We start from the raw sequence: 13,549 nt of genomic DNA, 5'->3' as shown, positions 1-13,549 counted from the left end.
GTCAACAGGGATTATTGGTTTCTGAAAACGTCTGCCGATCCTCAGATCATGCTTGTCGGTGGATTGTTTATAGGCAGGCAGCCGCGGCGTAGCGGCAAAGATCTTTTTTATATCAAAAAACAGGAACACCCGAAAAATCATTCCTCGATACCGAGTTCCTTGATTTTCCGGGTCAGGGTGTTTCGGCCGTAGCCCAGCAAGATGGCCGCTTCGTGGCGTTTGCCGTGGGTATGGTTCAATGCGGCCTTGATCAAAATCGTTTCGACGGCGGGGATCGTCTGTTTGGCGACTTCGTGTTCCTTGGTCATCAGTTGGCGGTCGATCCAGCTTCTGAGCATCGTTTCCCAGTTTCCGCTCTCCGTTTCGCGTTCGTGCGGTTTGTTCAGGAGTTCCGGCGGCAGGTCGTGCAGATGGATTTCACGGCCGGAAGCCATGACGGTCAGCCAACGGCAGCAGTTTTCGAGCTGGCGGACGTTGCCGGGCCAGTCGAGGTCGCTCAGATAACTTTCCGCGTCGGGCCTTAGGGTTTTGACTTCGGTATTCAGTTCCTGCGCGGCCTGGGCCAGAAAGTGGCGGAGCAGGAGCGGAATATCCTGTTTGCGGTCGCGCAGCGGCGGGATGTGGATCCGGATCACGTTCAGGCGATGGAACAGGTCTTCACGGAAGCGGCCTTGTTCGACCAATGCTTCGAGATTTTGATGGGTTGCGGCAATGATGCGCACGTCGACCTTGATCGACAGATGGGCGCCGACCGGATAAAACTCACCGTCGGCAAGCACGCGTAACAGGCGCGTTTGCAGTTCGGCCGGCATGTCGCCGATTTCGTCGAGGAACAGCGTGCCGCCGTTGGCTTGTTCGAAGCGGCCCGCCCGGCGGGCCTGGGCGCCGGTAAAAGCGCCTTTTTCATGGCCGAACAGTTCCGATTCCATCAGGTCTTTCGGAATCGCGGCCATATTCAGCGCGATGAACGGATTCTTCGAGCGCGGGCTGTGTTTGTGCAGGGCTTTGGCGACCAGTTCCTTGCCGGTGCCGGACTCGCCGTTGATCAGCACGGTGATGTTGGAGCGGGCCAGCCGGCCGATCGCGCGGAACACTTCCTGCATGGCCGGTGCGGCGCCGATGATTTCGGGCGGCGATTCGAGCGCGGAGGCTTCTTTCTGACTCTCCTGCTGCCGACGGCTGTGCGTGCAGGCGCGGTGTGCCAGTTCGACCACTTCATTGATGTCGAACGGCTTGGGCAGGTATTCGAAGGCGCCGCCGTGGAAAGCCGAAACCGCGCTTTCGAGATCCGAATGCGCGGTCATGATGATTACCGGCAGTCCCGGATAATTTTTTTGCACGCGGTCCAGCAGCTCGAAGCCGTCCATGCCGGGCATCCGGATGTCGGTCAGGAGCGCGTCGGGGGTATCGTGCTGCAATGCGCTCAGGAGTTCCTTCGTGTTCGCAAAAGTCATCGTCTGCATTTTGGCTTTTTGCAAAGCCTTCTCGACGACCCAGCGGATCGATTTATCGTCGTCTACGATCCAGACGGTTTCAGGTTTAGTCATTGCCAGACTCTATCGGTAGCAGAATGGTGAAAGTGGTATTGCCGGGTTCGCTCTGGCATTCGATCAGGCCGTTGTGCTGGCTGATCAGGGAATGCGCGATCGACAGCCCGAGGCCGGTGCCTTCCGGGCGGCCGGTTATCATCGGGTAAAAAATCTGGTTCATCATCCCCGCGTCGATGCCGGGGCCGTTGTCGGTAATGTCGATTTTGACCGTCAATTTGTGGCATTTGCGCCCAATCGTGACATTCCGCTTGATCCGCGTCTTCAGCCGGATCACGCCGGCGCCGTCGAGGGCCTGGACCGCGTTGCGCACAATGTTTAACACGGCCTGAATCAGCTGGTCCTTGTCCGCCTTCAAGTCGGGAATGCTCGGATCGTAGTCGCACAGGATCGAAATATTGCCGTTGGCCTCGGCTTCGACCAGTTGCCTGACCCTTTCCAGTACCTCATGGATATTCAACGGCTTTTTGTTCGGCAGTTTGTTCGGGCCCAGCATCTTGTCCATCAACCCTTGCAGCCGGTCCGATTCGGCGATGATAATGCCGGTATACTCTTTCAAGTCGGGATCGACCAGTTCCAGGTCCAGCAGTTGCGCCGCCCCGCGCAGGCCGCCCAGCGGGTTCTTGATTTCGTGCGCGAGTCCTCTCACCAGCAGCCTTGCGGTATTTTGCTGCGACAACAGCTGTTCTTCTTTCGATATGCGCAGGTGATTGTCGACCTGCAGCAATTCGACCAGGACTTCGGGCTGGCCTTTTTCATTTGTCAGAGGGGTGGCGCTGAAAGTGATCGTGATGCTCTGGCCGATCCGGTTCAGCGTAAGCGCACGGTCGAGCAGGGGCTCGGCCATTGCCAGCGACAGTTTCAAATTGGCGAGCAGTGCCGGTTCGGAGGTTTTGAACAATTCGGAAGCATTCATGCCGAGCAATTGATTGGCGCTGTCCGCCAGCAACACTTCACCGGAGGTATTGATATAGGCCAGGTTCAAGTCCCGGTCGAACAGTAGAATTGCGGAATTCAGGTGATCCAGTATCCTTTTATGCATGACTGCCTTTGAAATCTAACTCATAGTCTATGAGCGTTATTGTTAGCAATTTACAGACCAATGCACAAAAAAGTGCGAAAAAATGCGGGTTTGGACGAGGCCGAGCGTTCGAAGGGAATTATTATAGGGCAGGGCGAAAAAAAACGCCCCAAGATGGGGCGTTTTTGTGGAGCAAGGAAGCGAGTTAAAAGATTTTACAAGCTGTAGTACATGTCGTATTCGACAGGGTGGGTGCTCATGCGCAGACGGGTGACCTCGGCCATCTTCAGATCGATGTAGCCGTCGATTACGTCGTCGGTGAAGACGCCGCCGCGGGTCAGGAACTCGCGGTCTTGATCGAGTGCTTCCAGCGCCTGGTCGAATGCATGGCAGACTTGCGGAATGCTTTTCGCTTCTTCTGCCGGCAGGTCGTACAGGTCCTTGTCCATCGCGTCGCCCGGATGGATCTTGTTTTGAATGCCGTCGAGGCCGGCCATCAGCATCGCCGAGAATGCCAAGTAGGGGTTCGCGGTCGAATCCGGGAAACGCACTTCGATGCGGCGGGCCTTCGGGTTGGTAATGAACGGAATGCGGATCGACGCAGAGCGGTTGCGTGCGGAGTAAGCTAACATGACCGGCGCTTCGAAGCCCGGAACCAGACGCTTGTAGCTGTTGGTGGAAGCGTTGGTGAAAGCGTTCAACGCCTTGGCATGCTTGATGATGCCGCCGATATAGTACAGCGCCAGTTCGGACAGGCCGCCGTATTGGTCGCCAGTGAACAGGTTCACGCCGCCTTTGCCGAGCGATTGGTGCACGTGCATGCCGCTGCCGTTGTCGCCGACCATCGGTTTCGGCATGAAGGTGGCGGTTTTGCCGTAAGCGTGAGCAATGTTCGAAACCACGTATTTCAATGCCAGCACTTCATCGGCTTTTTTAACCAGCGTGTTGAATCTTACGCCGATTTCGCATTGGCCTGCGGTTGCCACTTCGTGATGGTGCACTTCGGTTCTCATGCCCATTTCACCCAGAACCTGGCACATCGCGGAACGCATGTCCTGCAGGGAGTCGACCGGCGGAACCGGGAAGTAGCCACCTTTTACACTTGGGCGATGGCCGATGTTGCCGTCGGGATACACTTTTTCGGAGTTCCAGCCCGCTTCTTCGGAATCGATCTTGAAGAAAGCGCCACTCATGTCCGCGCCCCAGCGTACATCGTCGAAAATGAAGAATTCGTTTTCCGGACCGAACAAGGCGGTATCCGCAATGCCGGTGGACTGCAGATAGGCTTCCGCGCGTTTCGCGATCGAACGCGGATCGCGCTCATAGCCTTGCATGTTTTTCGGTTCGATGATGTCGCAGCGCAGGATCAGCGTGGCGTCGTCATAGAACGGGTCCATGACCGCAGTGGTCGGATCCGGCATCAAAATCATGTCCGATTCGTTGATGTGCTTCCAGCCGGCGATCGACGAGCCGTCGAACATGTTGCCTTCTTCGAAGGTGTCTTCGCTGATGGTGTGAGCTGGGAAAGTGACGTGTTGTTCCTTGCCGCGGGTATCGCAAAAACGGAAATCGACGAATTTTACGTCGTTATCCTTAATCATTTTTAATACATTTTCTACAGACATCTATTTAGTCTCCTGAGATCGGTTTGTGTCAAATGGTTTAGCCAAACTGGACTACGATAACATTTTTTTTGTCGAATGAGCTACAAAAAAAATTGAACTTATTTCGCTTGAAAAAATTTAGAACGGTAAGTGGGCGAGGTAATGGATTTCCTTAAAAAAAGCCTAGTTATGGTGCGAATAAAAGAAAAATGCACAATCATGGTGCGCAATGTTTTTCCCTATTCAGGGGTGGGTCTGGTTCATACATACCAATTAGCATGAATTTATGTTGTATTTTGGCAAAAAATATTGCCGTAAAGCAACTGGCATTAATATTGCTTGTACATTTTCAGGTACATCACGCGCTAATGATTGGTCCCAATGTTGGGCAATCGGATGGTTTAGCCGTAATGTTCATTGACAGACCAAGATAATCTAATGCAGGGCTATCACCATGAAAAAATATCAAAGCAATGATCGCGCCAGTTTTAAATCTTTGGCGTTAGGACTGGTACTTTACTCGGCCGCGGGCGCGATCAACGCCGCTACATTGACCGAGGCGGAACGGCTCCTGGAAGCGGCAGGCGATCCGAACGGCAGTTCCTTTATGAAAAAGTACGGGCTTACGGTAGGCGGTTGGGCGAATGCCGGCATTACTTATAACTCGATCAGTCCGGAAAACAATTTCAACGGGCCGGTGACGTTCGGCGACCGCTCGGGGGAATTTCAATTGAATCAGTTGAATTTATTCCTCCAGCGCGCAGTCGCGACGGAAGGTGACAGTTTTGATTTGGGTTTTCGTTTCGACGTGATGTTCGGCACCGACGCGCTTTTTACCCAGGCCTACGGCGTGCCGGCATTCGACGTAAATTCCGGGCTGCCTTTGAACAGAAACCATTGGGATTTGAATTTACTCAACAGCAACGACAACCGTTTCTACGATTTGGCATTTCCACAGGCCTATCTGGAAGCCTATCTGCCGATCGGCAACGGTCTGAATATCAAGGCTGGCCATTTCTACACCCCGATCGGTTATGAAACGGTGCCGGCGCCGGATAACTTTTTCTACACGCACGCCTACACGATGCAGTACGGCGAGCCGTTTACCCATACCGGTATTCTCGGCAGCTATACGATCGATGATCATTGGTCCGTGGTCGGCGGCGCGGTGACCGGCAGCGCGACCGGCGGCTGGGACGGCGGCTGGGACAAACATTTGGGCAACTGGGCGGGCATTGCCGGCGCGACCTGGACCAATGCCGATTCGGGAACCTCTCTGAACGTGACCGGTACCTACGGCGGGACGTCGGAACAAAGCAGCAAGGGCTGGGGCATGTACAGCGTGGTGTTGAAGCAGGACGTCGGCGACAAGACCCACTGGGTGCTGCAGCACGATCACGGATACGCCAACGGCGTCTTGACCGCGAACGGAGTGGAAGATGCGGAATGGTACGGCATCAACACCCATTTGTACTATGACATCAGCGATACCTTGACGGCGGGCGTGCGCGGCGAATGGTTCCGCGATCAGAACGGGTTTCGGGTCTTTTCTCCGGGACGGGTTGGGGCGGCAACCGACGGCAGCGGCAACAGCTTCGCGGCAGCAGGCAATTTCCTGTCGACCGGCGCGCCTTCCAGCTATTATGCAGTAACGGCAGGCATCAACTGGAAACCGCTCAAATGGCTGAATTTGCGTCCGAACGTACGTTACGACTGGGCCGATGGCGCCCGGCCTTTCGGCGATACCGGTGCAACGACCGGCAAACTGGATCAGTTCCTGTTTTCGACGGATTTTACGATCAGCTTCTAAGCTAAGCCGTACGTAATTTAAAAGCTAAAACAAAATGCGCCCCTAGGGGCGCATTTTGTTTTTGGGACGCGCCACTGAATACGCCTTTTCCTGCATTTCCTGTGTGTTGAGCCCGTATATCTCTCTGCGCCAAAATGAAGATTTAGGGACATTTTGCGGGCTCAATAGATACATGATTTATCCATTAAGGTTCTTCGGAAGCACCAATATGGGGCGCTTAGGAGTGAAATGGACAGAAACGGTGCACTAATGCTTGGTGTCTACTCTTGCTATCGGAAATGCAAACCGCTTTTTACCGTGGCCATATTCGCAATAGGAAGAGTCAATTAGAGGATCATAAGCCTTCTGTTGATGGCGATATGGGGCGATATCCATTGTGGAAGACGGGCAAAAGAGGCTGGCTTTTCGAACCTTCACTTATGAGAACTGTGCCTGATCAGTTCACTGTTCGGAGGGACTGCCGGCGTATCGGATTAGGATCATTAAATATTGGCATAATCATTGCTTTGGATTGATGCGGAATCATTTTTTATTCAGCAAGAGGCAATTTATGAAACTGATCACAGCAATCGTTAAACCCTTCAAACTGGATGATGTCCGCGAGGCGCTTTCAGAAATCGGGGTTACCGGCGTTACCGTTACCGAAGTCAAGGGCTTCGGTCGTCAAAAAGGACATACCGAGTTATATCGCGGCGCCGAGTATGTCGTAGACTTTTTGCCGAAAACCAAAGTGGAGGTGGCTGTATCCTCTGCATTGGTCGATCAGGCGGTCGAGGCGATAACCAAGGCGGCGGGAACCGGCAAGATTGGTGACGGCAAAATTTTTGTGACGACCTTGGAACAAGTAATCCGGATTCGTACCGGAGAAACCGGCGATGACGCCCTTTAAGCATAGAGGTAAGGACGGAATTATGAAACGTATTATAACGACTTTGATTTTTTTCACTCTGCTGGGCTTTGCCGGCCTCTCGCTTGCCGAAACTCAGGCTATCGCAGAACCTGCAAAAACCGCAGCGGCCGAGGTTCCGCCGGCATCCGCGGCGGCGGTGACGACCGACAAGGGCGATACGGCCTGGATGATGATTTCGACCATTCTGGTCGTGATGATGGTAGTGCCTGGACTCGGCCTGTTTTACGGTGGCCTGGTGCGCAGCAAGAACATGCTGTCGGTGCTGATGCAGGTCATCGTGGTGTTTTCGATGATCTGCGTGCTTTGGGCGATTTACGGCTACAGCCTCGCGTTTGGCGGCGAAGGGCTGATCATCGCTAATTTCGACAAGGTATTTCTGAAAGGGATTACCACAGAATCGTTGGCCGATACGTTTACCGATAACGTGAAGATTCCCGAATTCATTTTTATTTCATTCCAGTCGACTTTTGCCGGGATTACCTGCGCGCTGATCGTCGGCTCGTTCGCCGAGCGGATCAAATTCAGCGCCGTGCTGATTTTCTGCGCCCTCTGGTTTACCTTCGCTTATCTGCCGATCGCGCACATGGTATGGGGGGCGGGCGGCTATCTGCTGGGCAAAGGGGCGCTGGACTTCGCGGGCGGTACCGTCGTCCATATCAACGCAGCGATGGCCGGCCTGGTCGGCGCTTATCTGGTCGGCAAGCGGATCGGCTACGGCAAGGAACACATGGCGCCGCACAGTCTGACGTTGACGATGGTCGGCGCTTCGCTGCTGTGGGTGGGCTGGTTCGGCTTCAATGCCGGTTCCAATCTCGAATCCAACGGCGGCGCGACCCTCGCTTTTATCAATACGATCCTGGCGACATCCGCTGCGGTATTGTCCTGGTCGGCGGGCGAAGCGGTGGTCAAGGGCAAGGCTTCCATGCTGGGCGCCGCTTCCGGCGCCGTGGCGGGATTGGTGGCCATCACGCCGGCCTGCGGGTCCGTCGGCCCGATGGGCGGTATTGTCATCGGTCTGGTTGCCGGCCTTCTCTGTCTATGGGGCGTTAACGGGCTCAAGCGGATGCTGGGCGCAGACGATTCGCTCGACGTGTTCGGCGTGCATGGCGTCGGCGGGATCACCGGGGCGCTGTTGACCGGCGTATTTACCTCGCCTACGCTCGGAGGCACGGGGGCCGAGGATTTCTCGATCGCCAGCCAGTTTCTGGTTCAGGCCGAAGGTGTCGTGATTACGATCGTCTGGTCGAGCGTGGTGGCGTTCATCGCATACAAGCTCGTCGACATGCTGATTGGACTCAGGGTCAGCGAGGAATACGAGCGGGTCGGTCTGGACGTGTCCAGCCACGGGGAAACGGCATACCATTTATAATGGTGTAAAGCGCATCGATGCAGGCAGGCCATCGGACCGAACCTTTCCGTTCCGTGGCCGGCTTGCGGTTCTGTTGCAAGTGAATACGACTTTGCCGGAAATGCCCGGCTGAACGATCGGTACGGTGTCAGATTCGGGGGCGAAGGAGCCTTTTTTGTTGCAGCCCTCTTGTAGGGCTTTTTGTATTTTATGGCAGAATTGTAAATCAATACGGATTGTGTATGATTGGCGAACTTCCGAAGTCAATTTTTCGTTACTTGTGACAGAGAGACATTATGAAATTAATAACAGCAATAATTAAACCGTTCAAACTCGATGATGTCAGGGAAGCCCTGTCCGAGATCGGCGTCGCGGGCGTCACCGCGACCGAGGTAAAAGGTTTTGGCCGCCAGAAAGGTCACACCGAATTGTATCGGGGTGCGGAATACGTGGTCGATTTTTTACCGAAAGTGAAACTCGAAATCGCGGTGTCGGACGACATACTCGACAAAGCGGTCGAAACCATCGTGAAGGCGGCGAATACGGGCAAGATCGGGGACGGTAAAATTTTTGTGACCAATCTGGAACAAATCATCCGAATAAGAACCGGCGAAACCGGCGAGGATGCCATTTAATCAGTAAAGAGAATGCAACCTAAACAACTTTTTTTTAGCTTACTTTTATTGCCGTTCGCGGCGGAGGCCGATCCGATCAACCAGGCCAATACGGCCTGGGTTTTGACATCGACCGGCTTGGTCTTGTTCATGACGCTGCCGGGCCTGTCGCTGTTCTACGCAGGCCTGGTGCGCAGTAAAAACGTGCTGTCGGTGCTGATGCAGTGTTTTGCGATTACCTGCCTGGTTTCGATCCTGTGGTTGGCCGGCGCGTACAGCCTGATTTTCGCCAATGGCGGCGATTATCAGAAGCTGGTCGGCGGATTTTCGAAAGCTTTCTTGCCCGGAATCAGCACCGCTTCGCAAGTCGGCGATCTGCCCGAAACCGTTTATTTCATGTTCCAGATGACTTTCGCGATCATTACCCCGGCACTGATCGTCGGCAGTTTCGCCGAAAGGATGAAATTCTCCGCGATGCTCTGGTTCAGCGGCCTGTGGCTGTGCCTGGTCTATGTCCCGATCTGCCACTGGATCTGGGGCGGCGGCTGGCTCGCGGAGCTGGGCGTTCTGGACTTTGCCGGCGGTATCGTGATTCATGTAAACGCCGGCGTCGCCTCGCTGGTCGCCGCGCTGGTCATCGGCCGCCGGCGCGGCTTTCCGACCACGCCGATGCCGCCGCACAACATGACCATGGCGGTGACCGGCGCGGGCATGCTTTGGGTCGGCTGGTTCGGTTTCAATGCCGGCAGCGCGCTGACCGCGGACGGCCGCGCCGGCATGGCGCTGCTGGTAACTCACATCGGCGCGGCGGCTGGCGCGTTGACCTGGATGGTGATCGAATGGCGGCGTTTCGGCAAGCCGAGCGTATTGGGCATCGTGACCGGGATGGTCGCGGGTCTCGGCACGATCACGCCGGCTTCGGGGTATGTCGGGCCTTTCGGTGCGTTGGCGATCGGCGTGGCGGCCGGCGCGGTCTGTTTCTTTGCGACGCAATATGTCAAGCGCACCTTGAAGATCGACGATTCATTGGATGTATTTCCGGTGCACGGCGTCGGCGGGATCACGGGTTCCTTGCTGACCGGCGTCTTTGCTTCCGGCAGTTTCGGTGGCTTGGGGCTGGCCGAAGGCGTCACGATCGGCAGTCAGGTCGGCGTACAGGCGCTGGCGATTTTGGTAACGATAGCCTGGAGCGCGTTTTTCAGCTTTGTATTGTTGAAATTGATCGACAAATTCGTCGGCTTGCGGGTAACCGCCGATGAAGAAGTACAGGGCCTCGATCAGGTGTTGCACGAAGAAACCGGCTATGTGAATTTATAGCCCGGAAGCGTTTCGGTAAAGTAAAAAGGCGGCTTACGGGTCGCCTTTTTTATTGGCGAGGGCTATGTTAATCTACGAATAGTTGAAGGACTCGTAGAAGGCTCGAACCTTGTTGACCAAGATTTTAAAAGGATTGGCTGTTGCTGTAAGCATCATGCTTTTATATGCGCTGGCAGGCTTTTATGCGGTGCCTTATCTGGTGAAGTCCAAGGTGCCGGCAATGATCAAGGAACTGACCGGCCGGGAGGCATCGATCGCGAAGGTCGAGCTGAATCCTTTTTCATTCCGGATGTCCGTACAGGGTTTTGCCTTGCAGGAAAAGGGCGGCCGGTCGTTCGCAAGCTTCGAACGCTTCGCCGCCAACCTCGAACTCTGGCGCTCTCTAAAGGAAGCTGCGCTCACGATCGACGAGGTGCAACTGCTCAAACCTTTCGTCCGTTTGGCCCGGTTTAAAAACGGCCAATTCAATTTCGCCGATTTATTGGCCGATAAAGAAAAACCCCAGCCCACGAGCGAGCACGCTTTGTTTCCCGTACAGATCGGCCGTTTGGCGCTGGCGGATGGTCAATTGCTCTGGGAAGACGAGCAACCTGGCAAACCGGTTAAAGAAGAAGTCGTGCCGATCGACTTGACTGTGGAAAAGTTTTCGCTGGCGGAGAACCAGCCTTTTTCTTTGCATTTAAAGATGGTGTTGAAGTCGGGCGGAATGCTGGATTGGCAAGGCGAAGCGGGCATCGAGCCGTTATTCTCGAAAGGCCGTCTCAAGCTGGACCGACTCAAGCTGCAGAATCTGACCGGGTTGGCGTTACCGCAGACGCTAAGCTTTACCCTGCAGGGCGATGAAATGCTGGAGGCCGAATACCGTTTCGATTATTCGGCGGCGAAGGGTCTGGCGCTCGATATTCCGAAGAGCCGATTCGAACTGAAGAATTTCGCCTATGCGTCTGCCGGAACACCGAGGTTGACAGTCAAATCCTCCACTTTTTCGCTGGAGGCCGGCTATCAAATCACTTATGCCGGCCAGCAATGGCAGGTTGCGGCCGAAAAAACGGAAGCCAAACTGAATGATGTGGTCTTGACCGGTTTCGGGCCGGCCAAGGCTGCATTGAAAATTCCCGAAATCGTGCTGGCTGCGGCATGCAATATCGGTAATGAGAAAAACGGTTTCAACGTGACCGTTCGGAATGGGCAGGCGGCGTTTCGCGGCGGCGAATTTTCCGAGAATCCCCAAGATCGGCCCTTGGTTAAAATAGGCAGCCTGGCCGGCGAAGGAATCGATTTTAACCTACTCCAGCGCGCGGTTTCGATAAAAACGGTCAAATCGGAAAATGCCGACATTCAAGCCTGGCTGACTAAAGAGGGAAAACTCAATTATCTGGCCCTGCTGCCGGAGAACGGCAAGCCGGCGACGGACGAAAAGGCGGCTTCTCCGCCTGCCGAAAAACGCATTCAACCCTGGAAGATTGCGCTGAAATCGGCCGCATTGACCGGTTTCGGCGTCAATTTCGAAGACAGGACAGGGGCTAAACCGGTCGCGATACAGGTCAAGCCGATCGATTTGACGCTGCGCGATTTCACCAATGCCGAAGGCGCCAAATTGCCCGTGCAGTTGAGCGCCGGCTTTAACCAACACGGACGGATCGAGCTGGACGGCGATGTCGTGATCAAACCACTCACCGCGCGATTGAATGTTTCGATCGCGGACATCATGCTCGATAAATTTCAGCACTATGTTGATCGGTACGCCCGCCTGGATGTGATCGACGGCGGTTTCTTTGCGGAGGGCAAGCTGGATGCTCAGTTCAGGGAACAGCCCGACGTCAGATTTCGGGGACTTGCAGGGATAGAAGAATTGGTGACGCGCGACCAGTTGCAGAACAAGGACTTCATCAAATGGCGGAAGCTGACCCTGAACGGGATTGAGGCGGACCTATCGGCCAACCGTTATACCGCCAGGCGCCTGTTGATCGAAAAGCCCTATGCGCGGGTCGTGATCAAAAAGGACAAGACGGTCAATATGAACGAGGTGCTGTCGACGGGGGACAGCGGAGGCAAAAAACCTGCCGAGCCCGCAACGGTCAATCCGAAGCATGACGGGCGTGAGCCGTATTTCCGGCTCGACCAGGTACGGGTGCATGACGGCTCGTCCGATTTCGCCGATTTCTCGCTGATTTTGCCTTTTGCGGCCGAAATCAAGGAGTTGAACGGCGGCGCGACAGGATTTTCTTCCGAAAAGAAATCCAAGGTCAAAGTGTCGCTGAAAGGCAATGCCTACGATCTGGCGCCGGTCGACATACAAGGCGAGGTGAGCCCCTATCGCGGCGAATACGATGTGGCACTGAGTTTTCACGGCCTGCCGATGCCGCTGATCAGTCCATATATGGTGCAATTTGCCGGTTATAAAGTCGAAAAAGGCAAATTGAACCTGGATCTGAAATACCGGGTCGAGAAGGGGGCCTTGACCGCGTCCAACAATATTTTGATCGATCAGTTCGAGCTTGGCGAAAAAGTCGAAAATCCGAATGCGGTGTCGTTGCCGCTGGACTTGGCGGTCGCCCTGCTGAAGGACAGCGATAACCGGATCAAACTGGACGTGCCGATTACCGGCAGCTTCGAGGATCCGAAATTCAGCATTCGATCTCTCGTCGCCGACGCGCTGATGAACGCGCTGAAAAAGGTGATTGCCTCGCCGTTCAAAGCGGTTGCTTCGCTGTTCAAGGACGGAGAAAATCTGGATCATATCGACTTCAAAGCCGGCAAGGCCGAACTGGATCAAGCCCAACTGGCCAAACTCGACAATCTGGCGAAGGCGCTGAAGGAGCGGCCGGCGCTGAATCTCGAAATCAAGGGCGCGGCCTATGTGGAACAGGACTGGCCGGCCTTGCGGGACGCGGCGCTGTATGACCGGTTAAAAAGCTTGAAAGCGGCCGAGCTCGCTAAAAAAGGCAAGAAAATACGAACGGAATACATCGAACTGTCGGACGGCGAGTACAAGGATTATCTGGCGCAGATGTTCATCGAAAAATTTCCGTTGTTGGCGGAGCGTTCGTTGTTCGGCAAACCGCGCCTGATCGATGAGAAGGCGGGCGATTTTTACGAAGTGGCAAAACAAAAACTGTTCACGATCATCAAGCCGGAAATCGAGCGTTTGAAGGATTTGGCCGCGAAACGCGCCCAGGCTATCGCCAAACATGTCGTTCAACAGGGCGGCATTCCGCCCGAGCGGGTGTTCATTCTCGATACCGCGATCAATCCGGAGCGGGAAGGGCAGGCGATCGTTTCGCGGTTATCGTTGAAAGCGCATTGATCGGTTTAGCGTCGAATAGGGATTTATACTCCAAAGGCATGGCGTCTCCCATATCTGTAAAAATCTGAATT

General features: G+C 54.8%; 9 protein-coding genes. 6 read left to right on the top strand and 3 right to left on the bottom strand.

What is annotated here, in order from left to right; genetic code table 11:
- Window positions 1–137: 137 nt before the first annotated feature.
- From ntrC to glnA, 3 genes are all read right to left on the bottom strand, one after another.
- On the bottom strand, window positions 138–1,547 hold the full coding sequence (gene ntrC, locus CC94_RS0118560; RefSeq protein WP_005372344.1) for a nitrogen regulation protein NR(I): 1,410 nt from the start codon (window positions 1,545–1,547) through the stop codon (window positions 138–140).
- Entirely contained in the window at window positions 1,540–2,589 is a 1,050-nt protein-coding gene (glnL, locus tag CC94_RS0118555) for a nitrogen regulation protein NR(II) (RefSeq protein WP_005372342.1), read from the bottom strand. The genes ntrC and glnL overlap by 8 nt, the downstream gene beginning before the upstream one ends.
- Window positions 2,590–2,783: 194 nt before the next feature.
- Window positions 2,784–4,193: a glutamate--ammonia ligase gene (glnA, locus tag CC94_RS0118550; protein WP_031431771.1), complete on the bottom strand. Its 1,410-nt coding sequence runs from the start codon at window positions 4,191–4,193 to the stop codon at window positions 2,784–2,786.
- A gap of 433 nt (window positions 4,194–4,626) precedes the next feature.
- On the opposite strand from glnA, the gene CC94_RS0118545 reads away from it, so the two are divergent.
- The 6 genes from CC94_RS0118545 (at window position 4,627) to CC94_RS0118520 (ending at window position 13,478) form a co-directional block, all read left to right on the top strand.
- Complete coding sequence (locus tag CC94_RS0118545) at window positions 4,627–5,982, top strand: porin (RefSeq protein WP_031431770.1); 1,356 nt, start codon at window positions 4,627–4,629, stop codon at window positions 5,980–5,982.
- 550 nt (window positions 5,983–6,532) lie between these two features.
- Window positions 6,533–6,871 (top strand): P-II family nitrogen regulator, encoded by a 339-nt coding sequence (locus CC94_RS0118540; protein ID WP_005372334.1) that lies wholly within the window; start codon window positions 6,533–6,535, stop codon window positions 6,869–6,871.
- Window positions 6,872–6,893: 22 nt separating this feature from the next.
- Window positions 6,894–8,261 carry an ammonium transporter gene (locus tag CC94_RS0118535; protein WP_031431769.1) on the top strand — a complete coding sequence of 456 codons (1,368 nt, stop codon included), beginning with the start codon at window positions 6,894–6,896 and terminating at the stop codon, window positions 8,259–8,261.
- 275 nt (window positions 8,262–8,536) lie between these two features.
- Complete coding sequence (gene glnK, locus CC94_RS0118530; protein ID WP_005372330.1) at window positions 8,537–8,875, top strand: P-II family nitrogen regulator; 339 nt, start codon at window positions 8,537–8,539, stop codon at window positions 8,873–8,875.
- A 12-nt stretch (window positions 8,876–8,887) separates the two neighbouring features.
- Complete coding sequence (locus tag CC94_RS0118525) at window positions 8,888–10,171, top strand: ammonium transporter (protein ID WP_031431768.1); 1,284 nt, start codon at window positions 8,888–8,890, stop codon at window positions 10,169–10,171.
- A gap of 109 nt (window positions 10,172–10,280) precedes the next feature.
- Window positions 10,281–13,478 (top strand): DUF748 domain-containing protein, encoded by a 3,198-nt coding sequence (locus CC94_RS0118520; RefSeq protein ID WP_031431767.1) that lies wholly within the window; start codon window positions 10,281–10,283, stop codon window positions 13,476–13,478.
- Window positions 13,479–13,549 lie beyond the last annotated feature (71 nt).

This window comes from Methylomicrobium agile (assembly GCF_000733855.1).
In the GTDB taxonomy this organism is placed as follows: domain Bacteria; phylum Pseudomonadota; class Gammaproteobacteria; order Methylococcales; family Methylomonadaceae; genus Methylomicrobium; species Methylomicrobium agile.
This window is presented reverse-complemented; position numbering and strand designations above follow the sequence as displayed.

Coding starts and splice junctions, on each gene's coding strand:
- CC94_RS0118545 (WP_031431770.1), top strand. CDS start 4,627: ATGAAAAAATATCAAAGCAATGATCGCGCCAGTTTTAAATCTTTGGCG.
- CC94_RS0118540 (WP_005372334.1), top strand. CDS start 6,533: ATGAAACTGATCACAGCAATCGTTAAACCCTTCAAACTGGATGATGTC.
- ntrC (WP_005372344.1), bottom strand. CDS start 1,547: ATGACTAAACCTGAAACCGTCTGGATCGTAGACGACGATAAATCGATC.
- glnL (WP_005372342.1), bottom strand. CDS start 2,589: ATGCATAAAAGGATACTGGATCACCTGAATTCCGCAATTCTACTGTTC.
- CC94_RS0118525 (WP_031431768.1), top strand. CDS start 8,888: ATGCAACCTAAACAACTTTTTTTTAGCTTACTTTTATTGCCGTTCGCG.
- CC94_RS0118535 (WP_031431769.1), top strand. CDS start 6,894: ATGAAACGTATTATAACGACTTTGATTTTTTTCACTCTGCTGGGCTTT.
- glnA (WP_031431771.1), bottom strand. CDS start 4,193: ATGTCTGTAGAAAATGTATTAAAAATGATTAAGGATAACGACGTAAAA.
- glnK (WP_005372330.1), top strand. CDS start 8,537: ATGAAATTAATAACAGCAATAATTAAACCGTTCAAACTCGATGATGTC.